Raw genomic sequence first — 25,606 nt, 5'->3', positions numbered from 1 at the left:
ACATCGCGCACCCGCACCTGCCGCGCCGGGTACGGCGCTGTGGTTGGGCAGGGTTCGGCAGGCGGGCGGCAGCATGATTCCACTCACGAAGTGTGTTCTTCGTTAGATACACGCTTTAGTTACGTTTTGAAAAGATGGTTCGGTTTAATTACGCGTGGAATATAGCATTAATGCATGCAGGTGGGAGTTAGCGCACTCCTGCCCGGCGGCGCAGGCCGCGCCCGGACTATTCCGCCCGCAGCGCCGCCCCGGCCGCGATCGGCGCCAGCGGCAGGGCCGCCGCCGTCAGTGCCGCCAGCAACAGAACGAAGGGCCGCCAGGCGACGCCGCTGGCCGCGGCCTCGATGCCGGCGGCACCGAAGATCATGGCGGGGATGGCCAGCGGCAGCACCAGCAGCGGCAGCAGCACGCCGCCGCGCCGCGCCCCCAGCGTCAGCGCCGCCCCGGCGGTGCCGAGCAGGGAGAGGAACAGCGTCGCCAGCCCCAGCACCAGGGCGGCGACGCCCCAGGCCCCGACCGGCAGGTTCAGCATGGCGGCGGCCACCGGGCTGGCCAGCAGCAGCGGCCCGCCCGTGGTCAGCCAGTGCGCCAGCGCCTTGACCAGGGCGATCTGCGCGCCGGAGAGGCCGGAGAGCAGCAGTTGATCCAGCGAGCCGTCCTCGGCCTCCGCCGCGAACAGCCGGTCCAGCGGCAGCAGCGCCGCCAGCAGCGCGGCGGAGAGCAGCGCGCCGGGCGCGATGCGGGCCAGGGTCTCCGGCGCCGGGCCGACGCCGAAGGGGAACAGCGCCGTCACCAGCAGGAAGAACAGCATGGCGGCCAGGGTGTCGCCCGGGTGGCGGGCGGCCAGCAGCCATTCGCGCTTCAGCAGGGCGATCATGCCGCCCCGCCCAGGCGCAGGGCGCGGGCGCCGGGCAGCGGCAGGTCCACATGCGTGGCAGCCACCACCATGCCGCCGGCCTCCCGGTGCGCCGCCAGCAGGGTACCGAAGCGAGTGATGGAGGCGGCGTCCAGCCCGACGCTCGGTTCATCCAGCAGCCAGAGCGGCACCGGCGTCAGCGCCAGCCTCGCCAGGGCCCCCCGCCGCTTCTGCCCGGCGGAGAGCATGCGTGCCGGCAGGTGGCCAAGCCCTTCCAGCCCCACCGCCGCCAGCGCGGAGCCGACGCCGCCGCCCCAGAGCCGGGCCCAGAAGGCCAGATTCTCCTCCAGCGTCAGGCCGGGCTTCAGCGCATCGGCATGCGCCAGGTAGCGCAGGCGGGCGGCGTGGGCGGGGCCGTCCGCCAGGGCATCGCTGCCATGCCACAGCAAGGAACCTTCCGCCGGCGGCACCAGCCCCGCCAGCAGCCGCAGCAGCGTGGACTTGCCGGCGCCGTTCGCCCCGGTCAGCAACAAGGCTTCTCCTGGCGACAAGGAAAAGGACAGTCCGGCGAAGACCACCCTTTCGCCCCGTATTGCGGCCAGTTCGTGCGCTTCCAACATGATGTGGCGTGAGGCTCCCCAGGGTCCCCGGCGCCGATGGACCAAGGGAGGCAAGCGTGTAATAAGCGGCAGCGTTCGCAGCAATATGACGTGGGGTACCCCAACCATGCGCTTGATCGGGCAGGATAGCCTCAAAACGCGCCGCACCCTGGCGGTTGATGGCAAGACCTACCACTATTTCAGCCTGCCCGAAGCCGCGAAGAGCATCGGCGACATCACCCGGCTGCCCTACAGCCTGAAGGTGTTGCTGGAGAATGTTCTTCGGTTCGAGGACGGCCGTTCCTACTTCACCAAGGATGCGCAGGCGATTGCCGACTGGCTGAAGGCCGGCAAGAGCGAGCAGGAAGTTCCCTTCCGCCCCGCCCGCATCCTGATGCAGGATTTCACCGGCGTTCCCGCCGTGGTCGACCTGGCCGCGATGCGCGACGGCATCCTGAAGCTGGGCGGCGACCCGCGCCAAGTGAACCCGCTGGTGCCCGTCGACCTGGTCATCGACCACTCCGTGATGGTGGACGTCTCCGGCAGCGCCTCCTCGCTGCAGAAGAACGTCGACATCGAGTTCGAGCGGAACGGGGAGCGCTACGAGTTCCTCCGCTGGGGCCAGGAAGCCTTCAACAATTTCCGCGTTGTCCCGCCCGGCACCGGAATTTGCCATCAGGTGAACCTGGAATACCTGGCGCAGGGCGTGTGGACCTCCACCGACGCCGGCGACACCTACGCCTACCCTGACTCCTGCTACGGCACCGACAGCCACACCACCATGGTGAACGGCCTGGGCGTGCTGGGCTGGGGCGTGGGCGGCATCGAGGCCGAGGCCGCGATGCTCGGCCAGCCGATCGCCATGCTCATCCCCGACGTCATCGGCTTCAAGCTGATCGGCAAGGTGCGTGAGGGCATCACCGCCACCGACATGGTGCTGACGGTGACGCAGATGCTGCGCAAGAAGGGCGTGGTCGGCAAGTTCGTCGAGTTCTACGGCCCCGGCCTGGCCGAGATGCCGTTGGCGGACCGTGCGACCATCGGCAACATGGCCCCGGAATACGGCGCCACCTGCGGCATCTTCCCGGTCGACGAAGTGACGCTGGGCTACCTGCGCCTCTCCGGCCGCGACGAGCACCGCATCAACCTGGTCCGCGAGTACTACAAGGCCCAGGGCATGTTCCGCGACGAGAACACCCCGGACCCCGTGTTCACCGACACGCTGGAGCTGGACCTCTCGACCGTCGTGCCGTCCATGGCCGGCCCGAAGCGTCCGCAGGACCGCGTGGCGCTGGACAATGCCGGCCCTGCCTTCGGCAAGGAACTGGCGTCCGGCAACCTCGGCGTGCCCGGCGACAAGGCCGACCTGCGCGTGCCGGTGGCCGGCGCCAACTACGACCTCGGCCACGGGGACGTGGTGATCGCCGCGATCACCTCCTGCACCAACACGTCCAACCCGTATGTCATGATCGCCGCCGGCCTGGTGGCGAAGAAGGCGAACGAGAAGGGCCTGACCGCCAAGCCGTGGGTGAAGACCTCCCTGGCCCCCGGCTCCCAGGTCGTCACCGACTACCTGAACCAGGCGGGGCTGACGCCGCACCTGGACGCGCTGGGCTTCCAGACGGTCGGCTATGGCTGCACCACTTGCATCGGCAATTCCGGCCCGCTGCCGGACCCGATCGTGGACGCCATCGAAGGCAACAAGCTGGTCGCGGTGTCGGTGCTCTCCGGCAACCGTAACTTCGAGGGCCGCGTGCATCAGAACGTGCGCGCCAACTACCTCGCCTCCCCGCCGCTGGTGGTGCTGTACGCGCTGGCCGGCACCATCAACCTGGACGTCACGAAGGAGCCGATCGGCACCGGCAAGGACGGCCAGCCGGTCTACCTGAAGGACATCTGGCCCTCCACGAAGGAAGTGGCGGACACCGTCGCCTCCGTCGTGACGCGCGAGATGTTCCAGGAGCGCTACTCGGACGTCTTCAAGGGTCCGCAGCAGTGGCAGGCCATCCGCGTGGATGCAGAGTCCGAGACGTACAAGTGGAACAGCGGCTCCACCTACGTGCAGAACCCGCCCTACTTCGAGGACATCCAGCCGGTGCCGGAGCCGATTGCCTCGGTGCACGGCGCGCGCGTCCTGGGCGTGCTGGGCGACAGCATCACGACCGACCACATCTCGCCCGCCGGCAACATCAAGAAGGCCTCGCCCGCCGGCGAGTACCTGCTTGAGCACCAGGTGCGCCAGGCGGACTTCAACGGCTACGGCTCCCGCCGCGGCAACCACGAAGTCATGATGCGCGGCACCTTCGCCAATATCCGCATCAAGAACGAGATGGTCCCCGGCATCGAGGGCGGCATCACCAAGCACCAGCCTTCGGGCGAGGTCATGCCGATCTACGACGCCGCCATGCGCTACAAGGCCGAGGGGCGTCCCCTGGTCATGTTCGGCGGCAAGGAATACGGCACCGGCTCCTCCCGCGACTGGGCGGCCAAGGGCACCTTCCTGCTGGGCGTGAAGGCCGTCATCGTCGAGAGCTTCGAGCGCATCCACCGCTCCAACCTCGTCGGCATGGGCGTGCTGCCGCTGGTCTTCAAGCCGGGCGAGGATCGCAAGACCCTCGGCATCACCGGCGAGGAGATCATCGACATCGAGGGTCTGGAAGACCTGAAGGCCCGCATGGTCCTCGGCCTGGTGATCCACCGCCCGGATGGCAGCGTCACCCGCACGGAAGTGCAGTGCCGCGTCGATACGGCCGATGAGGTCGAGTACTACAAGAACGGCGGCATCCTGCACTACGTGCTGCGCAACATGGCCGGCAACAAGTCCGCCGCCTGAGGCTGAACCGCTCCGGCCCCCCCTTACCGGGGCCGGGCATACGAAAAGGGCGCGGTCCGGTTCACGGGCCGCGCCCTTTTTCGTGGGCACTCGGTGGGTCGGTGGGAACGCCGCCTGTCAGGGCTTCCGTGGCAGCGGGGAAGGCAGGGTGCCGAACAGCGGGGCGCACCAGGGCAGGTCGATCAGGGATTGCAGGGTGCTGATGGGAGCCTTGGGGTTCGAGTTCATCGGGACTTCTCCTGTTTGATGTCCGTAGACTCAATATCGGCGCTAATAATGAACGCGTCCTGAATCGCCCCTAAAAATTTAGACACATGGACCAATCGCAACCTCGGCCTTGCCAGGGCGTTGGCGGGGCGCCTGCATGACTGGACCCTGCCCTTGCGCGCCGCCCTGCTGCTCAACCCTCGTGCCGGCACGATGCTCGACCGGCCGGAGTTGCTGACCCAGCTGCCCGCCGCACTCCGGCAGGCCGGATTGGAGATTACCGAGATCGGCGACGAAGCCGGGAAGGACCTGGCCGCCAAGCTGGACGCCGCGCTGGCGCTCCACCCCGATGTGCTGGTGGTGGGCGGCGGCGACGGCACCGTGCGCTCGGTCGCCGCCCGGCTGGCGGGTGGTAAGGTGGCGCTGGCGGTGCTGCCGCTGGGCACGCTCAACCTGCTGGCGCGCGATCTCGGCATGCCGCTGGAGCCGGAGGAAGCCGCGCGCGCGCTGGGCCGGGCGACGCTACGCGCCATCGACGTGGCCGAGGTGAATGGCGAGGTGTTCCTCTGCCAGTCCGTCATCGGCCTGCCCAACCGCATGGGCCTGCACCGGGAAAAGGTGCGCGGCAAGGACGGGCTGGCCAGCCGCTGGCGGGTGGCACTGGCCTTCGCCCGGGCACTGTGGCGCTACCCACCGAAGCGGATGGGCCTGCGCTGCGACGGCGCGCCGATGCAGCGCATCTGGACCCGCGCGCTCTCCATCGTGAACAACCGGTATGTCGAGGCGCCGGGCCGGCTGTTCCATCGCCCAAGGCTGGATGAGGGCGTACTGAACCTGCATGCCGCCAGGGGTTTCGGCGTCTGGTGGGCGGTGCGGCTGCTGGCCGCGATGGCCATGGGGCGCTGGCGCCGGCACGATGACCTGATCTCCCGCGAGGCCACGGCCCTGGAGATCGTCAGCCGCAGCCGCCATGTGCGGGTGATGAATGATGGTGAGGCGATGCTGCTGGAAACCCCCCTGCGTTACGTCATCCGCCCCGGCGCGTTGCGTGTACTGGCCCCCGCCCCCCAGGCGGATGGCCGGGGAGAGGATGCGGCATGAGGGTGATCGACCATATTTCCGACCTGCATTTCGACCGGATCGATGCCCTGGCGGCGGAGGCGCTGGTCACTGAGCTGAACGACCATCCGGCACACCTGGTCGCCGTCAGTGGCGACCTGACCATGCGGGCGCGCAACCGCGAGTACCGCGCCGCCGCCGCCTGGCTGGGGCGGCTGAAGGCGCCGATGATCGCGGTGCCGGGCAACCACGACATCACCGCCTTCTATCCGTGGGAGCGGTTCATGGACCCGTTCGGCCGCTGGCGGGCCCATGTGGCGCCGGAGACCGAGCCGCTATGGCAGGATGACGAGATCGCGGTGATCGGGCTGAACACCGTCATCCGCGGCGGGCTGCACCTCTCCTGGGAAGGCGGCCGCGTCGGCAAGCACGGGCTGGAGAAGTTGCTGGAGCGGCTGGAGGCGCTGCCCAGCAACCTGTTCCGCATCGTCGTCGCCCACCATCCCTTCCTGGCGCCGGAGGAGCAGCCGGAAACCCCGCTGGCCAAGCACGCCGCCCCGGCGCTGGAACGGCTGGCCAAGGCGGGGGTGCGGCTGATCCTCTCCGGCCACCTGCACCGCGAATATGTGCGGCTGCATCGCGGTGCCGCCGGCCCGCGCACCGGCCTGCTGCGCCGGCAGCAGCCGGACCTGATGGTGGTGCAGGCGGGCTCCGCCATCTCCACCCGGCTGCGTGGCGACCCCAATGCCTTCAACCGCATCATCATCGAGCAGGGCACCGCCCGCATCGAGCCGCGGCGCTGGAACGGCACCGCCTGGGTGCCCGCCCCCGCCCCCGCCTGGCCGCAGGAGCGGGTGACCGACATGGCGGCCCGTGGCGCCGCCGAGTAGCGGTGCTGCCACGCTGCCGGCGCGCTTCCCCCGGCCCCGGCCCGGGCGTATGGCCAAGGCGCATCTTGTGGCTTGGAGGCCTCGGGCAATGACGGGCAGCGTGCGGCAATTCGGCGCGTACAGCGTGGTGCATCTGCTGGATGGGGTGTTCGAGCCGTCCTCCGACGTCCTTCTGCACCCGGGCGGGCCGGCGGCCCGGCAGGCGCTGATCGACCAGGCCGGGCCGACGCTGCGGATGGACGTGAACTGCTTCCTGCTGCGCGGGCCGGACGGCATCGCGCTGGTCGATGCCGGCACCGGCGATGCCTGGGGCCCGCAGCTGGGCCATGCCCGCGCCGCCCTGCAGCAGGCCGGCGTGGCACCGGAACAGGTGGCGCGGGTACTGCTGACCCACCTGCATGGCGACCACGCCCTGGGGCTGCTGCAAGGCGCGGACGGTGCATCCGCCTGGCTGCCCCGTGCCGAGATCCTGGTGCCCGAGGCCGACCTGCACTTCTTCACCGACCCCGCCGCCCGCGCGGCATTGCCCGTGGCGCGGCATGGGGCCTTCGACATCACCGCCAAGCTGCTACGCGCCTATGAAGGCCGCATCCGCCCCATCCCCAGCGGGCCCATCGCCGCCTTCCCGGGGATCGAGGCGGTGCCCCTGCCCGGCCACACGCCCGGCCATACCGGCTACCTGCTGCACGGCACGCCTCACAGCCTCCTACTGTGGGCCGACCTGCTGCACCTGTTCACCGCCCAGGCCGCCGACCCGGATGCCGGCCTGTCCTACGACATCGACCCCACCCTGGCCGCCCAGAGCCGCCATGCCACCCTGGCCCGCGCCGCCGCCGAAGGCTGGGTGGTGGCCGGGGCGCATGTACCGGGCTTCGGCGTGCTGGAAGCGGCGGGGGCCGGGTATCGGGTGGTGCCGGCCTGAACGCGGGCGCTTCCGGGGAAAGAAGGAAGGCCGGGGAAGGAATTCCCCGTCCTTCCTCCCGATGCCGCGCAGGGCGAAGCGGTCAGACCGCCCGCCCGCCATCGGCGTAGCGTGCCTCGGCCAGGTCGATCTCGCGCACCATGCGGGCCAGGGTGGTGTCCTCGATCTGCCGGGCGCGGCGCAGGCGGTAGAGCGCGTCGCGCTCCGCCTTCAGCCCGGCCAGGCGCAGGCGGCGTTCGATGGCGGCGATGCGGGCGTGGCGGTCGGCTTCCTCGGGCGCCAGCTGGGCGCCGTCCACCTGCCGGCGGTAAGGTTCCATGCTGAGCGTCGCGGCCTCGGCATACAGGTCGGCATCGGATTTGCCGGCGGCGAGTTCGTGTTGCAGGCGTTCGATCTCGGTCACCGCGGCGTCGGCGGCGGCGCGGCGGGCGCGGTCCTGCTCCTGCGCCTCATGCGCCTCGGGCGGCAGTTCCAGCCCGCGCAGCACGGGCGGCAGCAGGATGCTGGCACCGGCCAGCGACACCAGAATGACGCCCATGGCCAGGAAGATCGCCAGGTCCCGCGCCGGGAAGGGGGAGCCATCCTCCATCACCAGCGGCAGGGTCAGCACGCCGGCCAGGGTGATGGCGCCGCGCACCCCGGCCAGGGAGGCCGCGACCAGCACGCGCCAATGGACCGGCGGGCGCGGCTGCCCTTTCCGCCGCGCCTTGTAGAGGGTGAATTGCAGCGAGGCCCACACCCAGAACAGCCGCAGCAGGCCGAGCGAGAGCGCGATGACCATGACATAGGCCAGCAGCGTCCAGGGCTCGGTCCCTTGGAGGGTGGCGCGGTCCAGGATGCCGGGAAGCTGCTCGCCCAGCAGGACGAAGATGATGCCGTTGGCGGCGAACTGCACCGTATCCCACACCGCGGTGCGGCGCATGCGGGTGGCGGCCAGTGCCTGGCCGAAGATCTCGGCGTAGTTCATCGTCACGCCGGCGGCGACGGCGGCGAGGATGCCGGAGAAGTGGAAATGCTCGGCCGCCAGGTAGGCACCGAAGGGGATCAGCAGGCTGACCAGCGTCTGTAGCCCCGGGTCCTCGCCGATGCGGCGCACCAGACGGCCAAGGCCCCACATCACCACCCACGTCACGGCGATGCCCAGCGCGATGCCGCCCAGTGCAAGCGAGACGAAGGTAAGCGCGGCGGAAGAGAGCGAGAAGCTGCCGGTCAGCGCCGCCGCCACCGCGAAGCGCAGGCAGACCAGGCCGGAGGCGTCGTTCAGCAGGCTCTCGCCTTCCAGGATGTGCATCAGCCGGTGCGGGATGGGCACGCGGGCCGCGACGGCGGAGACGGCGATGGGGTCGGTGGGCGAGAGCACGGCGGCCAGGGCGAAGGCCACCGCCAGCGGCATCTCGGGGATCATCCAGTGGATGAGGACGCCGACGCCGAGCACGGTGAAGATCACCAGCCCCAGCGCCAGCTCGACGATCGTGGCGCCATCCCGGAACAGGCCGCGCTTGGGGATGCGCCAGCCATCGAGGAACAGCAGCGGCGGCAGGAACAGCAGGAAGAAGAGCTCCGGCTGCAGTTCCACCTGGAAATGCGTGCCGTAGGCCAACAGCGCCCCCAGGCCGATCTGCAGGATCGGCAACGGCAGAGGGATGGGCGAGAGGCGGACCATGAAGCCGCTGGCAACCACCGCCAGCAGCAGCACCAGCACCATCGTCACGGTTTCCATCGGGGTGCTCCTCTCTGCTGCGCCGCAAAACGGGTAGAGCCGGCTTCGCCAGCGCGCAACGCGGGGCCACGGAATCGGCCGCGATGCCCTTGCCGCTGCTCCGCTCCGGCCGCACCCTGACGGGGAGAGACCGGGGAGTCGAACCATCCATGCCGCGCCGACCTGCACCCTGCCATGGCGCATGAGCGCGATGCAGGCCCCGACCGCATGATCGGTACAAACCCGATGCGCCCCCACACGATGCACGCACCCTGCGCATGAGCGGCAAGAGTTCCGCGGGAGCCGGCGCGATGCCGGCGCCCGACAACCTGCGCGGCGCCGCGCTGATGGCCGGCGCCGCCATGGTGTTCTCGGCCGAGGCGCTGTTTGTCCGCTGGCTGACGGTGCGTGGCGTGCCGGTGACGACGCAACTGCTGTTCCGCGCCTGTGGCCAGTTGCTATGGGTGATGCCGCTGCTGGCTTCCGGTGGCTGGGGATTGCTGCGGACGCAGCACGCGCCGATGCATGTGCTGCGCGGGCTCTGCTCCCTCGCCACCTGGGCGCTGTATTATTTCTCCCTGGGCAAGCTGAGCCTGGCGACCGCCACCGCCCTGTCCTTCACCAACGTCATGGCCACCACGCTACTGGCCGGGCCGGTGCTGCGGGAGAAGGTGGGGCTGGTGCGCTGGGCAGGGGTGATGGCGGGCTTCGCCGGCGTCTGCGTCATGCTGCGGCCGTGGGAAGGCGCCGGGCTGATGGCGATGGCGCCGATCGGCGTGGCGGCGGCGCTGGGTTCCTCCATCACCTGGTGCGGGCTGACTCTGACCACCCGCCTGCTGACGCGCACCGAGAGCACCGGCACCATCCTCGGCTGGGTCGGGCTGGTGACCTCGCTCGGCGTGCTGCCGGCGGCGATCTGGGGCTGGCAGCCGATCGGGCTGGCGGATCTCGGGCTGCTGGTGGTGTTCGCGGTGTTCAGCCCGGCCATCATCTACCTGATGACGGAGGCCTTCCGGTATGGCGAGGCCTCGGCCGTCGGGCCGTTCCAGTACCTGCGGCTGCCGGTGATGGCGGTGACGGGCTGGATCATCTACGCCGAGGCGCCGGACGGCATGTCCTGGCTGGGCGCCGGCATCATCCTGGCCGGCGCCGCGCTGGTCTCCACCGCGGAAGCCCGGGCGCGGCGATGAACCCGATGCTGCGGGCGGTGCTGCTGGCCATCGCCGCCGCCTTCCTGTTCAACCTGGAGACCACGCTGGTCAAGCTGATGGATGGCGTGCCGGTGGCCACCATCGTGCTGGCGCGCTCCGTCGGCCAGTTGGCCTGGGTGGCGCCGCTGCTGTTGGCCACCGGGCCGGACCTGTTCCGCACCAGGCAGATGCCGATGCAGGCGCTGCGCGGCCTGCTCTCCATCATCTGCTGGGGGCTGTACTATATCGGATTCCTGCACCTGACGCTGGCGACGGCGACGGTGCTGGCCTTCACCTCGGTCCTGTTCATCACCGCCCTGGCCGGGCCGCTGCTGGGGGAGCAGGTGGGCTGGCGGCGCTGGAGCGCGACGCTGGTGGGCTTCGCCGGCGTGCTGCTGGTGGCGCGGCCGGGCACCTTGCAAATCGGCTGGCCGTTGCTGGCCTCCCTGCTCTCCGCGCTGTTCAGCGCCGGCATCGCCATCACCACCCGCAAGCTGGCGCGGACGGAGCGGACCGGCACCATCATGCTCTATATCGGCCTGTTCACCACGGCGGGCACCCTGCCCTTCGCCTGGGGCGGCCTGGCCTGGCATGGGTGGGAGAATTCGCTGCTGCTGGCCGCGATGGCGTTGTTGGGCCCGGCGGGGATGCATCTGTGGATCACTTCCCTCCGGCTGGCCGATGCCTCCGCCCTGGCGCCGATCTCCTATGTCCGGCTGGTCTTCGCGGCGACGGCGGGGGTGGTGCTGTTCAACGAAGCGATCGACGGCTGGCTGATCGCCGGCGCCACGTTGATCATCGGCAGCGCCATCTACATCACCAAGCGGGGCGCGGCGAAGGCGCGGCGGAACGCATAGCGGACCGCCAGACAGTGATCCAGAACCCAGACCATCCCGGCCATGGATGCCAGCAAGCAAACGCGGCACCGAAAATGTTACGTTTTCGATTTGGATATCGCTCGACAGAGTGCGGCGTGAAGCGCAGGTTCAGGTGGAACGCGACGCCATGTCTCTGGGCCATGCCCGTGGGATCTGCACTTGATCCGGCAGCGGGCATCGTTCCGGGAGCAACTGGGGGTGGGTAATGTCCACATCCGAAATCACGGCTGTGCCCGCGGCGAGCAACTGGCGCTTCAAGCTCGGCATTGGCATTTTTATCCTGGCATTCGCGCTGTGGCTGCTGATTCCGCTTGCGGCCTCGCAAGGTGCCACGACGGCGCGCATAGCCGGGATGACTGGGGCCATCTTCGTCGCCAACAAGGTGCTGCTGTTCACCTGCATCGCGGTCATGGGCAAGGCGGGCTTCCAACAGCTGAAGTCCCTGGTCTTCGGCTACGCCAAGGGATTGGCGCCAGCCGGCCCGATCGGCCCGGCGCGCCACTTCGTCGGGCTTGTGATGTTCTCCCTGCCGCTGATCTCGGCCATGCTGGAACCCTATGTCGACCAGTTCTGGCCGGGCTTGCGGCCGAATATCTGGCAACTCCAGGCGCTGGGCGACCTGATGCTGCTGGCGAGCTTCTTCGTCCTTGGCGGGGATTTCTGGAGTAAAATCCGCGCGCTGTTCATTCGCACGGCCAAGGTCGTGGACAGCAGCGACACCGGTACGGCCGCCGGTGCCTGAATGGATCGAGAGGTCGCCAGCGAGGCCGGGAAGGCCGCCGCCCCGGTCGTGATACCCGCCAACCCGCTGCGGCGGGTCGCGCTGTTCGTCGTGCTGGCGGTCGTGCTGCTGTTCGGGATGTCCATCGTGATGGAGCGCCTGACCCCGTCCTCATCGCAGGCGGTGGTTCAGGCCTATGTCGTGCAGATGGCGCCCGACGTCTCCGGCCGGGTTATCGAGGTCAACGTCACCGACAACGCAAGGGTAGAGACCGGCGCGGTCCTGTTCCGTATCGACGCGCGCCCCTTCGAGATCGCAGTGACCGAGGCGCAGGCGCAGGTCGAGCGCATCGGGCAGACCATCGGCGCCTCGACCGCGGCGGTGGATTCCGCGCAAGCCAAGCTGGTCAAGGCTACTGCCGATTTTGACAACATCCAGGCGCAGGCGCAGCGCACCTTCGAGCTGGTGCAACGCGGCGTCCTCTCCAAGGCGAAGGGCGACGAGGCTCGGGCCGCGTTGGAAGGCTCGCGCGCGGCGGTCAGCGGCGCCGGGGCCGATCTTGCCAGGGCGCGTGAGGAGCTTGGGCCGCGCGGCGCGGACAACCCTCAGCTCAAGGGAGCCCTGGCGGCGCTGGAGCGTGCGCGGCTTAACCTGCTGCACACGTCGGTCATTGCCCCGGCGCCCGGCGTGGTCACCAATCTTCGCCTCGCGACCGGCCAGTACATCGGCGCGGGACAAGCCGCGCTTACGTTCATCGATGCGAGCTCGATCTGGGTTTCCGCGAATTTCAAGGAGAACAGCCTGGAGTACATGGCCACCCTCGACAACGCCGAGGTGGTTTTCGACTCGCTGCCAGGCTCGGTGTTCCCGGCCCGTGTCGAGAGCATCGGCTGGGGTGTCTCGCAGGGGGGCATCGATCCATCGACGGGGCTGCCGTCGATCCGCAGTGACAGCGGATGGGTACGCGAACCTCAGCGCTTCCCGGTGCGCCTGGTCTTTGAAAACGGGCCGCCACGCGGCATCCGCTTCGGTTCGCAGGTCAATGTCGTCGTCTATACCGACAGGAACCCGGTGGCGAACGCACTTGGCGCCTTCTGGATCCGGCTGATCTCGATCCTAACCTATGCGAGCTGAGGCCGCCGCCGCCCGGGCGCGGCAGCGAAGTGCTGGCCTGCGGGTCGCGCTCGCGGTTGCGGCCGGGCTGACATTCGACATCGGCACGGGCGCGGTGATCCCCTTTCTTGGCGCGGTCTTCGCCACGCAATTCCTGCTCGGTGGCGGGCCACTGCCTTTCGGCAAGGCACTGGGCATGGTCGGGCTGATCCTGGTTGTCGGGCAGGCCATCCAGTTGCTGACAGGCCTTTTCAGCGACCGTCCGTTGCAGTTGCTGGCGCTGCTCGGGCTGTTCTACCTGCTGTGCTTCACGGCTCACGCGCGGGGCAAGGGCGGTCCCGCGGTGTTTCTCTGCCTTGTGGTGGCGATCATGGTGCCGCTGCTGGACCTCCTGCATGCCGATCTCGACCAGGCCATGGTCACGATCTTGCTGCATGGCGTCGCCAGCGGCATCGGGCTGTCCTGGCTCGCTCATCTGGTGCTGCCTGATCGTGGCGCCCCGGCCAATGCGTCGGCAACGGCGACGGCTCTGGAAAGCCCGCTGGCGCGCGGCATTGCCAATACGGCGATCCTGCTCGGCGCCGTCACGCTCTGCCTCACCCACAGTGCGTTTTCCTCGGCGCTGGTGCTGCCGATCACGGTCGCTTCGCTGTTGCTCCAGCTCGACCTCGCCAAAAGCGCGCGGGCGGCGCTCGGGCTCGTGGCCGTCAATTTGCTTGGGGGTGTAGTGGCTTCGCTGGCCTTCACTCTCGTGGAGCTACGCCCTTCTTTGCTGCTGTTGTTCCTGGTTACCCTTATGGTCGGATTGATTTTTGGCGGACGCGCAGCCGGCTCGTCGAGCCTCGGCAAGGTTTATGGGGGGGCGTTGACGACGTTCCTGATCCTGTTCGGCACCGGCCTTTCACCGCTGCCCGCTTCCGCACCGGAGAGCTTCGCGACCCGCACCGGCTTCGTGATCCTGGCGATAGCCTATGCGCTCTGCATGACGACATTGCTCTGGCGCCGGCCATGGATCGCCGCTTCTCCCCAGCCATCCCCTGGTTCCAGGGCTCTGGCGGAGGGGGGAGTTGCGTCGCAGCATGCGGAGCGATAGCGTACGGCCATTCGCCCTGGAGCCCGGTGAAACCCCGGGTGGCTCTTCCGGCCGCCAATCCGCCGGATAACGCATAAGACACGACCGTGCCTGGACGACGATCGTCGCCGCCGGCCCCGTGCGCCTATTGCGGACAGAATGCTACATGGAACAACACGCGCTTACCCGTTACCGGACCGAATGGTTCAGCGGCTTCAACGACCTGCGCCGGGACGTCCTCGCCGGCATGGTCGGCACCTTCGCACTGATCCCGGAGGTCATCGCCTTTTCCTTCGTCGCGGGCGTGGACCCGGAAGTGGGGTTGTTCGCCTCCTTCATCATCGGCCTTGTCATCGCCTTCACGGGCGGGCGGCCGGCGATGATCTCGGGCGCCGCCGGCTCGGTCGCGCTGGTGGCGGCGGCCCTGGTGGCCAGCCACGGGCTGCAATACCTGCTGATGGCCACGCTGCTCTGCGGGCTGATCCAGATCGTCTTCGGCCTGCTGCGGCTGGATGTGCTGATGCGCTTCGTCTCGAAATCGGTGCGTACCGGCTTCGTCAACGCGCTGGCCATCCTGATCTTCTCGGCGCAGGTGCCGCAGATGCTGGGCGTCACCTGGCACACCTATGCGCTGATCGCCGCCGGGCTCGGCATCATCTACCTGCTGCCGCGGCTGACCACAGCGGTGCCCTCCCCGCTCATCTGCATCGTGGTGCTGACGGTGTTCTGCATGATGGTGCCGATGCCGGTGCGGGACGTGGCGGATCTCGGCCGGTTGCCTGAAGCGCTGCCTACCCTGCTATGGCCGGATGTCCCGCTGAACCTGGAGACGCTGGGCATCGTCGCCCCCTACGCGCTGGCCATGGCCATGGTGGGGCTGCTGGAATCGATGATGACGGCCACGGTGGTGGACGACCTGACCGAGACCACCAGTTCCAAGGCCCGCGAATGCACCGGCCTCGGCCTCGCCAACGTGGCGGCCGGCATGTTCGGCGGCATCGCCGGCTGCGGCATGATCGGGCAGACGGTGGGCAATGTCCGCTTCGGTGGGCGTGGCCGCGTCTCCACACTCACCGCCGGGTTGTTCCTGCTGATCCTGATGGTGCTGCTGCGCCCGTGGGTGGCGCAGGTGCCGGTGGCGGCGCTGGTGGCGATCATGATCATGGTCTCGATCGAGACCTTCTCCTGGTCCTCGCTGCAGGATATCGCGCGGCACCCCAAGGTGTCCTCCACCGTCATGCTGGCGACCGTCGCGGTCACCGTCATCACGCATAACCTGGCGCTGGGCGTGGCGGTGGGCGTGCTGCTCAGCGGCGTGTTCTTCGCCTTCAAGGTGATGCGACTAATGAGCGTGCGGGAGAGCTACGATGAAGCCACCGGCACCCGCACCTACACCATCTCCGGCCAGGTGTTCTTCGCCAGCGCCGACGCGATGGCCGATAGCTTCGACCTGCGGGACACCGCGAAGACCGTGCGGATCGACCTGACCGGCGCGCATCTGTGGGACGTGACAGCGGTGGGCGCGTTGGAAGGGGTGGTGACCAAGATGCGCCGCCACGGCATCCGCGTGGAGGTGATCGGCCTGAACCAGGCCAGCGCCATCCTGGTGGACCGGCACGCACCGCTGATGCAGGAAGGCTGAGGCGGGGGCAGGTGCGCCGGGCCGCATGGCACCGGCGCACCGATGCTGCTTGCAACGCCGCCCCCGCCCGGTCCAGGCTTCACCGGACCGGACGGGGAAGGCCACCATGCTGATCCGCGATTTCCTCAATCTGCTGCTGGACGACACGTTGGAAGACGTGCGCCTGCGCTACCGCAAACCCAGCGAAGGCATGGCCTTCCAGGGCGCCGAGCGGGCGCTGGAGGAATGCCGCGCCGCCATGCAGATGGAGGACATGGCGGACAGCCTGCGCGCCCTGGTGGCCGAGGCACGGCGCCATTCCGCCCTGGCCGCCGGCCACCCGGACGAATGGTTCTGGATGACGCGGGACATGTACGTGGAATGGGTGGCCCGGGTGGTCAGCGTCGTGCTGGTCAGCCACCGTTGCACCGCCATCCTGCCCCCCTCCCGCGCCGCCGCGATGGAGGCCGCACGGCTGCTGGAGATGAAGGTCGCCTGAGTGTTGTCCGTCAGCCTGGCGGCTGACGGCGCGGCCCGGGTGGGCGGTGCCACCGCGACGGCGAAGCCGGCTGGTCGCGGGGCATTGGGCAGGCCGCCGGCGGATTTGCCGCAAAGGCCCTTAGGCGGTCTCCACCCCGTGCTGCTCGCGCAGCGCCAGGAAGCGCAGCTGGGGCCATTCGTCTTCCGCCCGCTTGCGGCTCCAGTCGGAGCTGAAGAAGGCTACGGCCTCGTTGTCGTGGTCCTCGGCCACCTGGCTGGGGGCGGCGCGCATGAACCGCTCCAGCACTGCGCGGTCCTCGACCCCCGCGGCCAGGGAGACCCAGCGCATGGTGGACCAGGAGGTGCCGTCGAACGCCACCGGCACGGAGTATTCGGCTTGCAAGCGGCTGCTCAGCACGTCCAGCTGCAGCTGGCCGACGACGCCCACGACCGGCTGGCTGCCATCCATCGGGCGGAACACCTGCACCACGCCCTCATCCGCCAGCTGGTCCAAAGCCTTGCGCAGCTTCTTGGCCAGCATCGGGTCATCCAGCCGGACGCGGCGCAGGATTTCCGGCGCGAAGCTGGGGACGCCGCGGAAGTTCAGCTCCTCCCCATCCGTCAGGGTATCGCCGATGCGCAGCACGCCGTGGTTGGCGATGCCGACCACGTCGCCCGGCCACGCCTCCTCCGCCACCTGGCGTTCCTTGGCGAAGAAGAACAGCGGCGCGTTGACCGGGATGCTCTTGCCGGTGCGGACCTGCTTCAGCCGCGCGCCCTTCTTCAGCTTGCCGGAGCAGATGCGCAGGAAGGCCACGCGGTCCCGGTGCTGCAGGTCGGTATTCGCCTGGATCTTGAAGACGAAGCCGGAGAGCTTCTCCTCCTCCGGCTGCACCACGCGGGTATCGGCGCGGCGGGCGGAAGGCGGCGGGGCGAATTGCGCCAACCCGTCCAGCAGGTGCTTCACGCCGAAGCCGCGCAGGGCGGAGCCGAAATAGATCGGCGTCAGGTGGCCTTCGCGGAACGGCTCCAGCTCGAACTCCGGGTAGACGGCGGCGATCTCGGCGCTCTCGCGCAGCGAGAGGGCCTGCTCGTCGCCCAGCAAGGCCTCGATGCGGGTGTCGTCCAGGCCGGAGACCGGCTCGTCCCGCTCCCCACCTTCGCCCAGCAAGCGCAGGGTGGAGTGGGCCATGTCGTACACGCCGGCGAACTGGCGACCGGAGCCGATGGGCCAGGTGGCGGGCGTCACGTCCAGCGCCAGGGTCTTCTCGATCTCGTCGAGCAGCTCCAGCGGCTCCCGCGCCTCGCGGTCCATCTTGTTGATGAAGGTGACGATGGGGATGTCGCGCAGGCGGCAGACCTCGAACAGCTTGCGGGTCTGCGCCTCGATGCCCTTGGCGGCGTCGATCACCATCACGGCCGCGTCCACGGCCGAGAGGGTGCGGTAGGTGTCCTCGGAGAAGTCCTCGTGGCCCGGCGTGTCGAGCAGGTTGAAGACCTGACCGGCATACTCGAAGGTCATGACGGAGGTCGCGACGGAGATGCCGCGGTCCTGCTCGATCTTCATCCAGTCGGACCGGGTGCGGCGGCGTTCGCCCTTGGCGCGCACCTGGCCGGCGATCTGGATGGCGCCGCCCAGCAGCAGCAACTGCTCCGTCAGCGTCGTCTTGCCGGCATCGGGGTGGGCGATGATGGCGAAGGTACGACGGCGGCGCGCCTCGCTCGCGGTCTCGCTCAACGGCGGCTGGTTGTGGCCGGCGGATGCGGGAGCCGGGTCCTGGGGCGTCTCAATGTCCTGCAAGGTCTGTACTCCGCGCGGCGTCGAGGGTGTGCGGCCCTATAGCGTGTAGGGGCGTGGAAACCTACTGATGCGGGGTCGGGGCTGGGTTGTCCGTCAGTAGCGGCCAGAAGGGGCGCTGCCCCTTCCGGACCTTCCCGGCTGGGGGCATTGAATGCCCCCAGGCCCCCGCATTCATGGACGCAACGCGGGCCGAAATTCTCTTAATACATTGATATTTTTACTAAACATGGATCGGGCGACTGCCAACTGATGTCGGGGTCCGGGGTGGTTCAACCACCCCGGCGGGGTCCAGGGGCAGCGCCCCTGGCCTATCCCCCCTCGCCTCTCACGGCCCGAACTTGAACTCGTGCTGGTGTTCGCGGAACGGGTCCAGCGGGTCCTGCGATGCCCGTGCCTCGTCCCGGTTCAGCCCCAGCGCATCCAGCTGGTCGCCGGTGACGGGGGTGAAGGCCACGCCGGCCTCCCGCAGCATGTCGATGGCCAGCAAGCCCACCTTGTCCCAGTAGGAATTCGTGTTCGCCCGGGGCGCCGCCGCCACCACGCGGCGGACGCCGGACTGGATCAGCAGCGTGGCGCAGACATTGCACACCGGCTTGCCGACCACGTAGGCATCGCATTCCCGCGCATCCCGCCCCGCATGCAGCAGGGCGTTCTGCTCGGCATGCAGGATCATCTGCAGCTTGCGGGTCTTGTTCTCCAACCGCTCCGCGCTGTCCTCCACATTCGAGGGGAAGCCGTTGAAGCCGGTGGCCACCACGCGGGCGTAGCGCTGGTTCACCAGCACCGCGCCGACCTTGGCGCGCGGGTCCTTGGACCATTGCGCGATGTAGTGCGCGAGGCCGAGATAGCGGCTGTCCCACTTCGCCTGCTTCTCTGGCCGGCCGTCGAAGGCGTTGATGTTGTCCATGCCCTGTCCCGTGTCCTTACACCCGAGACTGGGGAGGCGGTGGCATCATGACAAGCGTCCGGCGTGACGCTGCCGGCCAGGCTCCAGCCAGGCACGGGAGGCACCCCGCAGATGCAGCGTCAGGCGCGCGCCGCCGGCAGGCAGGAGAGGCAGCAGGGCGGTGAGATCGGCATTGCCATCCGTCCAGCGCCAGTGCCCGCCCCGGTCGCACTCGACAGGGTGGAAGCCGGTGGCCAAAGCAGGATGGGAGAGCGGCACCTCGCGTTCCCGCCCGGGCGCGGTGAGGAGGATGCGCCGCAGGGCGACGCCCAGCACGCGGTCGTCCTCACTGCCCGGTTCCGTCACGCAGGGGCGGAAATCGGCGGAGCACAGGCGCAGGCTGCGGAGGCCCGCCGGCAGCGCGAAATGGTACAGCCGCGCATTGGCGGCCAGGGGCGGCAGACGCTGCCCATCGGCCAGCAGGTGCAGGCCGGGCGCGTCATCCAGGCGCCAGCCCATCGCCTCCGCCCGGGCCTGAAGGCTGGCCAACACCGGCTGCGTCTGCGCCAGGCCAGCCGCGAAGGGCAGGCAGGCACCGCTGGCCTTTCGTGCGCCGAAATCCGGATGCAGGGCGGTGACGGCGCCGCCGAACAGGGAGCGGTTGTCGTCATCGAGATAGCTCTCGGCTGGGGCGCCCTCGGCCAGCAGGATGTCGTGGGAATCCAGCTCGAGGTGGAAATACTCGACCTCCGGCCAGGCTTCCTGGCGGATGGTGGCGCCGTTGACCAGATGCCCGGCGCGGAACAGCAGGCCATCCAGCATCATGGCGTGCGCGGGGCTGACCAGCAGGTCCCGCCGCGGCACACCATCGGCCAGGGCACCGGCCAGGATGCGGACCGGGCGGGCGCGGTGCGGCTGCGGGTGGCGGGCCAGGGCGACCCTGCGCTGGCCGATCCAGCGGATCTCGCGCGCTTCGCCACGCGCGGTCTGGACCGCATCGCCCACCCGCAGCGCTTCGACGAGGACTTCGCCGGATGGGGTCAGGATGCGGGTGCCACGGACGTAGCAGGGGACGGCGCCGTAAGGGAACAGCGCGCCGATGGTGGCGTGCGAGGTGGTGAAGACGACCTTTTCGATCCCGCCGACCAGCATGGTATCGCCATACTGGGTCAGGCCGTAATCGAACCCGCTGCCCTCGGGCGCGTCGGAGCGTTCGTAGGAACCTTCCTCGCCGTACAGGTACAGGCTGTCGTAGCCATCCCCACCCTGCACGCTTCCCAACGCGTACCAGTTGACGATCGTGTCGTCGCCAGGGCCGCCATCGACATCGATCTGGCGGGCTCCGAAGATCAGGTCGTCGCCGTCGCCGCCCAGGATCGTGGCATCGCCGTTATTGACGATGATGGTGTCGTCGCCAGCCCTGCCGTCGTAGAAGCTCCGGCCATAATTCTCGCCCTCATCGTCTCCGATCTGGTCGTTGCCGCCGCCGCCGATCAGCGTGTCGTTGCCGAGGCCTCCAAGGATCGTGGAAGGCTCGTCACCCATGTTGACGATGGTGTCGTCGCCATCCAAGCCATTGACCATGGCTGAGCCGGTGAACTCGATGTGGTTGTTGCCCGAATCACCCAGGATGACCTGATGCTCTTGGGCTGCGCCGACCGCAGGCTCCTCCACCGGGGGCAGGCCGGCCTCGCCGCTTGCGTCGTCCTTGGGGGCCTCGTCCTCGTCGGGCCTGCGGTCGAGGGTGGAGAGTGGCGTAACAGAACCCGACATGTCCGGCTTAGGCTCCCAGCTGCGGCTTTACGGTAGCCGGGGCTGTCGGTTCGATCCATCAACATCTTCGGATCGGCAGCGCAATCCTCACGAACCCGTTGACCTTGTCCGCAGCGCATAGGACATTCCACCCAGCGGAACCGCCGGAACAGGTGGCCGCACAGGGATACTTCGCGCCATTCACGGCAACACGTGTACGGAGACTTCCACTTTGGACCGCAACAGCATCAGGCTGACACGCCGCGCCGCCCTCGCCGCCATTCCCTCCGTCGCCTTGCTGAGCGGCGGTGCCTTCAAGGCCCGGGCCCAGGGTACGGCGCTCAACTTGGCCGTCGCGGCGCCGCCGACATCGCTCGACCCGCATTACCACACGCTCTCGCCCAACAATGCCGTCGCGGCGCATTTCTTCGACAAGCTGGTGGACCGCGACGCCGCGGCCAAGCTGCGCCCCGGCCTGGCGGAATCCTGGCGCCTGGTGGATGACACCACCTGGGAATTCAAGCTGCGCAAGGGCGTGAAGTTCAGCAACGGCGATGACTTCACCGCCGAGGACGTGGTGTTCACCTTGAAGCGGGTGCCCAACGTGGTGAACAGCCCGGGCAGCTTCAGCATGTACACCCGTGCGGTGATCCAGACCGAGATTGTCGACCCGCACACCATCCTGCTGAAGACGGCGGAAGTGTACCCGCTGCTGCCCTACGACCTGAACAACATCTTCATCCTGTGCAAGGCGGTGGGCGACAACGTCGCCACGGGCGACTTCAACAACGGCAAGGCGATGATCGGCACCGGCCCGTTCCGCCTGCAGTCCTACACCCCCGACGACCGCCTGGTCATGACCCGGAACGACGCCTATTGGGGCGAGAAGCCGGACTTCCCGCAGGTGACGTACCGCTTCATCACCAATAACGGCGTGCGGGTCGCGGCCCTGCTCTCCGGCGACGTGCAGATGATCGACGTGGTGCCGCCCTCCGATACGCCGCGCCTGCGCTCCACCCAGGGTATCTCCTTCTCCGAGATCCCCAGCCTGCGCTGCATCTACCTGAAGCTGGACGTGGAGCACGACAACTCCCCGTACATCACCGACAATGACGGCAAGCCGCTGGGCAAGAACCCGTTGCGGGACCTGCGGGTGCGCCGGGCGCTGAGCATGGGCATCAACCGCCAGGGCATCGTCGATCGCGTGATGCAGGGCGTCGGCACGCCGGCCGGGCAGATGATGCCGCCCGGCGCGCTGGGCTATAACCCCAGCATCCCCGTGCCGGCCTTCGACGTGGAGGGGGCGAAGAAGCTGCTGGCCGAGGCCGGCTACCCCAACGGCTTCAAGATCTCCCTGCTCGGCCCGAACAACCGCTACGTCAACGACGCGCAGATCATCCAGGCCATCGGCCAGATGTGGCAGCGCATCGGCGTGACGACGACGGTGGATGCCGTGCCGTTCTCCGTGCTGGCGCAGCGGCAGGCGCGCAACGACATGTCCGCCATGCTGATCGGCTGGGCGACGAGCGGCGAGCCCTCCACCGCGCTGAAGGGCGTGCTGACCACGCGCATCATCGACAAGGGCTTCGGCACGACCAACTTCAGCGGCTACTCCAACGCCAAGGTGGACGAGCTGACGATGGAAGGGCTGCGCACCGCCGATGACGAGAAGCGCGACAGCATCTTCCAGGAAGCCATGAAGGTGGCGATGGAGGACGTGGCGCTGATCACGCTGCACATGCAGAAGAACATCTGGGCTCTGCGTGGCGCGCTGAAATACGAGGCGCGCGCGGACGAGCTGACGCTGTCGATGAGCGTCAAGAAGGCCTGAGACCGGAGCGGGGCGGCGCCACCGGCGCCGCCCCATCGATTTACGGCGCTGGATAGGCGCTGCGGTCCTCGGCACGGGCCGGATGTTCCAGGTAGCGGCTACGCCTGGGCACCGCGATGCGTGAGAATTCCTCCGCCAATGTCTGCAGGGCCTGGCGCATCTCCGCGCCGCGCATCGCCTGGCCGTGGCCGGTGATCACCACTTCCGGCTCCAGTGCCGCCAGCGCCCGTACCGAGGCGCGGGACGCGGCCCAATCCACCGTGAAATAGGCTGGCGGCCCGTGCATCTCGGCACGCTGCACCGCCACGGCATAGGCGGATTCCTGCCCGGTGGTGATGAAGGCGTCACCGGCGATCAGGGCGCGGTCCGCTTCCCGCCAGAAGGACACGTGGCCGACGCTGTGGCCGGGCGTGTGGAGCCAGCGCCAGCCTGGCATGTCGGGGATGCTGCCATCTTCCGGCAACAGGCGCAGCCGCGCGCCGAGGTCGACCGGACTGCGGGGGTAGAGCGGCGCCATCAGCGCCATCAGCCCGCCGCCCACCGCGGGCTCGCCGGGCGGGTAGGCGGCGGTGCCGTTCAGGTAGGGCGCTTCCAACGGGTGGGCGTAGACCGGCACGTCCCATTCCTCGGCCAGGTCCAGCAGCACGCCGACATGATCGAAATGGCCATGCGTCATGACGATGGCGGCGGGCCGGGCCCCGGCGCCGAAGCGGGCCTCGGCGGCGCGCTGGATGAAGCCCTTGCTGCCGGGGATACCGGCATCGACCAGCACCCAGCCGCGGTCCCCACCACCGGGGAGGCCGACGAAGACGACATTGACCAGTGCCAGCCGGCGATAGGCCAGCCCTGGCGAGATCTCATGCGTCAGGTCGTCGCGGTTGTCATCCAGCGCGGCGAAGATAGCGCTGGCATCGGGGGAGAGCGGGATCTGTTCGGCCATGGGGACGGTCCTCCGGAGCATTGAGCCTGCCGGAGGAACCGCCCGTCGCCGGGCGTGGTTGCGGCCGGCGGCTCAGACCGCTTGGCCGAACATGGCGTGGAAGCGGCCCAGGAAGCCCTTCAGCCGCTCGTTCTCCGGCCGGTCGAAGATCTCGGCGGGGCTGCCCGCCTGGGCGACGCGGCCCTGGTCCATGAACACCACGTGGTGGGAAACCTCACGCACGAACAGCATCTCGTGGCTGACCACCAGCATGGTCATGCCTTCCTCCGCCAGCTTCTGCATCACGCCCAGCACCTCGGCCACCAGTTCCGGGTCCAGGGCGCTGGTCACCTCGTCGAACAGCAGCAGGCGGGGCTGCATGGCCACGGCGCGGGCGATGGCCACGCGCTGCTGCTGGCCGCCGGAGAGCTGATAGGGGTAGTGGCCCCGCCGGGCGCCGAGGCCCACCCGGTCCAGCCAGTGGCCGGCGATGTCGCGTGCTTCAGCCTTGCCCTTTCCCAACACCTTGGTCAGGCCCAGCATGACGTTGCCTTCCGCCGTCAGGTGCGGAAACAGGTTGAAGCTCTGGAATACCATGCCAATGCGGGCGCGCTGGGCGGAGACCTTGGTCTCGCTCAGCCGCTTTCGCCTGCCGTCCGCCACGCGGTAGCCGATGGGGTCGCCATCCAGCAGGATGTCGCCGCCATCGTGTTCCTCCAGCAGGTTCACGCAGCGCAGGAAGGTTGTCTTGCCGGAGCCGGAGGCGCCGATCAGTGAGACCACCTGCCCCTGGCGCACATCGAGGTCGATGCCCTTCAGCACCTCCACCGTTCCAAAGCTCTTGCGGACGCCGCGGGCCTGCAACAGCACCTGATCGCTCATGGGTGCGCCTCTCAATACCGGATGTAGGAAAAGCGCCGCTCCAGCAACGCGCCGAGCTGGGCGATGGAGAAGTTGACGACGATGTAGATCATGGCCGCCATCAGGTAGAAATCGATCACCATGTAGTTGCGGGCGATCACCTGCTGGCTGGCCAGCAGCAGTTCAACCACGCCGATGACGGAAAGCAGCGTGGTGCCCTTCACGATCTCCAGGCAGGTATTCACCCAGGGCGGCAGCACGCGCCGCACCGCCTGTGGGACGATGACGTACCAGATGCGCTTCGGGAAGTTCAGGCCGATCGCCTTGGCGGCCTCCATCTGCCCGGCGGGCACGGATTGCACCGCGCCGCGCAGGTTCTCCGCCACATGCGCCGTGGCGAAGGCGGCCAGCGCGATCACGCCCGCCCAGTAGGGCGGTACGTTGATGCGGAACATCGCCAGCCCGTAATAGGTGAACAGGATCAAGACCAGCACGGGCATGCCGCGCATGAAGTCCACATAGGCGCGGGCCAGCAGCCGCAGTGGCCACCAGGCATAGCTCAGCACCACGCCCATCAGCAGCCCCGCCAGCGTGGCGAGCACGATGCTGAAGAAGGAGGAGGTCATGGTCACCCACAGCCCGTTCATCAGGGCGAAGCGGGCGGTCCAGGCCTCGAACAGGAAAGTGCCGGGTTCCAGGGTCATGTCTGTTGCCCTTCCCTCAGCGGATGCTGGCGTAGCGGCGCTCGAGCAACCGCAGGGCCGTGGCGATGACGTAGCAGGTGATGAGGTACAGCGCGCTGGCGGTCAGCCAGGATTCCATCACCCGGAAGGTGTTGGCGTTGATCTGCCGCGCCACGAAGGTCAGCTCCGGCACCGCGATGGCGGCGGCGAGCGAGGTGTCCTTGAACAGCGAGATCAGATTGTTGCTGAAGGCCGGCAGGGTGATGCGGAACATCACCGGCATGATGACGTAGCGCTGCCGCTGCCAGGGGCGCATGCCGATGGCCTTGGCCGCTTCCATGTACTGGCGGGGAATGGAGGCAAGGCCCGCGCGGAACACCTCGGTCATGTAGGCGCCGGCGTAGAGGGACAGCGTCAGGATGAAGGACTGGGTCTTGTCCAGGTAGCTGATATCCAGCTCCGGCAAGCCGAAATAGACGAAGAAGATCAGCAGCAGCAGCGGCACGTTGCGGATGAATTCCACATACAGCCACACCGGCCAGGACAGCCAGCGCGGCCCGTAGACCCGCGCCATGGCGCAGGCGAGGCCGATGACCGTACCGGCCGCCAGGGAGATCACCGCCAGCGTCAGGCCGAGGCCCAGCGCCGCCATGAACTTGTCCCAGCTCCGCCAGATCACGGACCAGTCGAAATAGTATTGGATCATGAATCCTGCCTGTCGTGCGCGGGAAGG

General features: G+C 68.6%; 22 protein-coding genes and 1 other annotated feature. Of the genes, 12 read left to right on the top strand and 10 right to left on the bottom strand.

Annotation, left to right across the window (positions count from 1 at the left end; translation table 11 throughout):
- Positions 1-226: 226 nt before the first annotated feature.
- Both ccmB and ccmA read right to left on the bottom strand, forming a co-directional pair.
- The gene (gene ccmB, locus IBL26_RS03770; protein ID WP_187783119.1) at positions 227-877 is read right to left on the bottom strand and encodes a heme exporter protein CcmB; all 651 of its coding nucleotides are present in this window, start codon (positions 875-877) and stop codon (positions 227-229) included.
- The gene (gene ccmA / locus IBL26_RS03765) at positions 874-1,476 is read right to left on the bottom strand and encodes a heme ABC exporter ATP-binding protein CcmA (protein ID WP_187783118.1); all 603 of its coding nucleotides are present in this window, start codon (positions 1,474-1,476) and stop codon (positions 874-876) included. The genes ccmB and ccmA overlap by 4 nt, the downstream gene beginning before the upstream one ends.
- Before the next feature lie 106 nt (positions 1,477-1,582).
- Here ccmA and acnA point away from each other — a divergent pair, with 106 nt between their 5' ends.
- From acnA to aidB, 4 genes are all read left to right on the top strand, one after another.
- Positions 1,583-4,288: an aconitate hydratase AcnA gene (acnA, locus tag IBL26_RS03760; protein ID WP_187783117.1), complete on the top strand. Its 2,706-nt coding sequence runs from the start codon at positions 1,583-1,585 to the stop codon at positions 4,286-4,288.
- 381 nt (positions 4,289-4,669) lie between these two features.
- Positions 4,670-5,596: a diacylglycerol/lipid kinase family protein gene (locus tag IBL26_RS03755; protein ID WP_187783116.1), complete on the top strand. Its 927-nt coding sequence runs from the start codon at positions 4,670-4,672 to the stop codon at positions 5,594-5,596.
- Positions 5,593-6,444 carry a metallophosphoesterase family protein gene (locus IBL26_RS03750; protein WP_187783115.1) on the top strand — a complete coding sequence of 284 codons (852 nt, stop codon included), beginning with the start codon at positions 5,593-5,595 and terminating at the stop codon, positions 6,442-6,444. The genes IBL26_RS03755 and IBL26_RS03750 overlap by 4 nt, the downstream gene beginning before the upstream one ends.
- A gap of 88 nt (positions 6,445-6,532) precedes the next feature.
- A complete protein-coding gene (gene aidB, locus IBL26_RS03745; RefSeq protein WP_187783114.1) occupies positions 6,533-7,366 on the top strand; it encodes an AidB family quorum-quenching N-acyl homoserine lactonase in 834 nt (277 codons plus the stop codon).
- Between the two features lie 82 nt (positions 7,367-7,448).
- Here the strand turns inward: aidB and IBL26_RS03740 are convergent, their stop codons facing one another.
- The gene (locus IBL26_RS03740) at positions 7,449-9,086 is read right to left on the bottom strand and encodes a Na+/H+ antiporter (protein WP_187783113.1); all 1,638 of its coding nucleotides are present in this window, start codon (positions 9,084-9,086) and stop codon (positions 7,449-7,451) included.
- A gap of 290 nt (positions 9,087-9,376) precedes the next feature.
- Between IBL26_RS03740 and IBL26_RS03735 the strand changes: the two genes are divergently transcribed.
- From IBL26_RS03735 to IBL26_RS03705, 7 genes are all read left to right on the top strand, one after another.
- Positions 9,377-10,255 (top strand): DMT family transporter, encoded by an 879-nt coding sequence (locus IBL26_RS03735; protein WP_241748974.1) that lies wholly within the window; start codon positions 9,377-9,379, stop codon positions 10,253-10,255.
- The gene (locus IBL26_RS03730) at positions 10,252-11,112 is read left to right on the top strand and encodes a DMT family transporter (RefSeq protein ID WP_187783112.1); all 861 of its coding nucleotides are present in this window, start codon (positions 10,252-10,254) and stop codon (positions 11,110-11,112) included. The genes IBL26_RS03735 and IBL26_RS03730 overlap by 4 nt, the downstream gene beginning before the upstream one ends.
- Before the next feature lie 226 nt (positions 11,113-11,338).
- Positions 11,339-11,875 (top strand): transporter suffix domain-containing protein, encoded by a 537-nt coding sequence (locus IBL26_RS03725; protein WP_187783111.1) that lies wholly within the window; start codon positions 11,339-11,341, stop codon positions 11,873-11,875.
- A complete protein-coding gene (locus tag IBL26_RS03720; RefSeq protein ID WP_206684132.1) occupies positions 11,876-12,988 on the top strand; it encodes an HlyD family secretion protein in 1,113 nt (370 codons plus the stop codon).
- Entirely contained in the window at positions 12,978-14,060 is a 1,083-nt protein-coding gene (locus tag IBL26_RS03715) for a DUF2955 domain-containing protein (RefSeq protein WP_187783110.1), read from the top strand. Before IBL26_RS03720 ends, IBL26_RS03715 begins: the two co-directional genes overlap by 11 nt.
- Before the next feature lie 16 nt (positions 14,061-14,076).
- Positions 14,077-14,132 (top strand) — a sequence feature (sul1 is cis-regulatory element that is thought to sense ions involved in sulfur or methionine metabolism; They are found in Alphaproteobacteria).
- Positions 14,133-14,205: 73 nt separating this feature from the next.
- The gene (locus IBL26_RS03710; protein ID WP_187783109.1) at positions 14,206-15,681 is read left to right on the top strand and encodes a SulP family inorganic anion transporter; all 1,476 of its coding nucleotides are present in this window, start codon (positions 14,206-14,208) and stop codon (positions 15,679-15,681) included.
- A 106-nt stretch (positions 15,682-15,787) separates the two neighbouring features.
- Positions 15,788-16,159 (top strand): hypothetical protein, encoded by a 372-nt coding sequence (locus IBL26_RS03705; RefSeq protein ID WP_187783108.1) that lies wholly within the window; start codon positions 15,788-15,790, stop codon positions 16,157-16,159.
- 120 nt (positions 16,160-16,279) lie between these two features.
- Here IBL26_RS03705 and IBL26_RS03700 read toward each other — a convergent pair whose 3' ends face one another.
- From IBL26_RS03700 to IBL26_RS03690, 3 genes are all read right to left on the bottom strand, one after another.
- Complete coding sequence (locus IBL26_RS03700; protein ID WP_187783240.1) at positions 16,280-17,878, bottom strand: peptide chain release factor 3; 1,599 nt, start codon at positions 17,876-17,878, stop codon at positions 16,280-16,282.
- Positions 17,879-18,266: 388 nt separating this feature from the next.
- On the bottom strand, positions 18,267-18,848 hold the full coding sequence (locus IBL26_RS03695; protein ID WP_187783107.1) for a deoxycytidylate deaminase: 582 nt from the start codon (positions 18,846-18,848) through the stop codon (positions 18,267-18,269).
- A 45-nt stretch (positions 18,849-18,893) separates the two neighbouring features.
- A complete protein-coding gene (locus IBL26_RS03690) occupies positions 18,894-20,600 on the bottom strand; it encodes a Hint domain-containing protein (RefSeq protein ID WP_187783106.1) in 1,707 nt (568 codons plus the stop codon).
- 211 nt (positions 20,601-20,811) lie between these two features.
- Between IBL26_RS03690 and IBL26_RS03685 the strand changes: the two genes are divergently transcribed.
- Entirely contained in the window at positions 20,812-22,410 is a 1,599-nt protein-coding gene (locus IBL26_RS03685; protein WP_187783105.1) for an ABC transporter substrate-binding protein, read from the top strand.
- Positions 22,411-22,450: 40 nt separating this feature from the next.
- Here the strand turns inward: IBL26_RS03685 and IBL26_RS03680 are convergent, their stop codons facing one another.
- The 4 genes from IBL26_RS03680 to IBL26_RS03665 form a co-directional block, all read right to left on the bottom strand.
- Positions 22,451-23,350, bottom strand: a complete 900-nt coding sequence (locus IBL26_RS03680; protein WP_187783104.1) for an MBL fold metallo-hydrolase — start codon at positions 23,348-23,350, stop codon at positions 22,451-22,453.
- A 72-nt stretch (positions 23,351-23,422) separates the two neighbouring features.
- Positions 23,423-24,211 (bottom strand): amino acid ABC transporter ATP-binding protein, encoded by a 789-nt coding sequence (locus tag IBL26_RS03675; RefSeq protein ID WP_277817291.1) that lies wholly within the window; start codon positions 24,209-24,211, stop codon positions 23,423-23,425.
- Positions 24,212-24,222: 11 nt separating this feature from the next.
- The gene (locus IBL26_RS03670) at positions 24,223-24,894 is read right to left on the bottom strand and encodes an amino acid ABC transporter permease (protein WP_241748973.1); all 672 of its coding nucleotides are present in this window, start codon (positions 24,892-24,894) and stop codon (positions 24,223-24,225) included.
- A gap of 16 nt (positions 24,895-24,910) precedes the next feature.
- Positions 24,911-25,579 carry an amino acid ABC transporter permease gene (locus tag IBL26_RS03665; protein WP_194443486.1) on the bottom strand — a complete coding sequence of 223 codons (669 nt, stop codon included), beginning with the start codon at positions 25,577-25,579 and terminating at the stop codon, positions 24,911-24,913.
- Between the last annotated feature and the right edge of the window lie 27 nt (positions 25,580-25,606).

Source organism: Teichococcus aerophilus (assembly GCF_014490485.1).
In the GTDB taxonomy this organism is placed as follows: domain Bacteria; phylum Pseudomonadota; class Alphaproteobacteria; order Acetobacterales; family Acetobacteraceae; genus Pseudoroseomonas; species Pseudoroseomonas aerophila.
This window is presented reverse-complemented; position numbering and strand designations above follow the sequence as displayed.

Bases quoted from the DNA above. Each gene is read 5' to 3' on its own strand.
- IBL26_RS03725 (WP_187783111.1), top strand. From the start codon at position 11,339: ATGTCCACATCCGAAATCACGGCTGTGCCCGCGGCGAGCAACTGGCGC.
- IBL26_RS03665 (WP_194443486.1), bottom strand. From the start codon at position 25,579: ATGATCCAATACTATTTCGACTGGTCCGTGATCTGGCGGAGCTGGGAC.
- IBL26_RS03675 (WP_277817291.1), bottom strand. From the start codon at position 24,211: ATGAGCGATCAGGTGCTGTTGCAGGCCCGCGGCGTCCGCAAGAGCTTT.
- ccmA (WP_187783118.1), bottom strand. From the start codon at position 1,476: ATGTTGGAAGCGCACGAACTGGCCGCAATACGGGGCGAAAGGGTGGTC.
- acnA (WP_187783117.1), top strand. From the start codon at position 1,583: ATGCGCTTGATCGGGCAGGATAGCCTCAAAACGCGCCGCACCCTGGCG.
- IBL26_RS03705 (WP_187783108.1), top strand. From the start codon at position 15,788: ATGCTGATCCGCGATTTCCTCAATCTGCTGCTGGACGACACGTTGGAA.
- IBL26_RS03690 (WP_187783106.1), bottom strand. From the start codon at position 20,600: ATGTCGGGTTCTGTTACGCCACTCTCCACCCTCGACCGCAGGCCCGAC.
- IBL26_RS03720 (WP_206684132.1), top strand. From the start codon at position 11,876: ATGGATCGAGAGGTCGCCAGCGAGGCCGGGAAGGCCGCCGCCCCGGTC.
- IBL26_RS03710 (WP_187783109.1), top strand. From the start codon at position 14,206: ATGGAACAACACGCGCTTACCCGTTACCGGACCGAATGGTTCAGCGGC.
- IBL26_RS03750 (WP_187783115.1), top strand. From the start codon at position 5,593: ATGAGGGTGATCGACCATATTTCCGACCTGCATTTCGACCGGATCGAT.
- IBL26_RS03715 (WP_187783110.1), top strand. From the start codon at position 12,978: ATGCGAGCTGAGGCCGCCGCCGCCCGGGCGCGGCAGCGAAGTGCTGGC.
- ccmB (WP_187783119.1), bottom strand. From the start codon at position 877: ATGATCGCCCTGCTGAAGCGCGAATGGCTGCTGGCCGCCCGCCACCCG.
- IBL26_RS03680 (WP_187783104.1), bottom strand. From the start codon at position 23,350: ATGGCCGAACAGATCCCGCTCTCCCCCGATGCCAGCGCTATCTTCGCC.
- aidB (WP_187783114.1), top strand. From the start codon at position 6,533: ATGACGGGCAGCGTGCGGCAATTCGGCGCGTACAGCGTGGTGCATCTG.
- IBL26_RS03695 (WP_187783107.1), bottom strand. From the start codon at position 18,848: ATGGACAACATCAACGCCTTCGACGGCCGGCCAGAGAAGCAGGCGAAG.
- IBL26_RS03735 (WP_241748974.1), top strand. From the start codon at position 9,377: ATGCCGGCGCCCGACAACCTGCGCGGCGCCGCGCTGATGGCCGGCGCC.
- IBL26_RS03740 (WP_187783113.1), bottom strand. From the start codon at position 9,086: ATGGAAACCGTGACGATGGTGCTGGTGCTGCTGCTGGCGGTGGTTGCC.
- IBL26_RS03670 (WP_241748973.1), bottom strand. From the start codon at position 24,894: ATGACCCTGGAACCCGGCACTTTCCTGTTCGAGGCCTGGACCGCCCGC.
- IBL26_RS03730 (WP_187783112.1), top strand. From the start codon at position 10,252: ATGAACCCGATGCTGCGGGCGGTGCTGCTGGCCATCGCCGCCGCCTTC.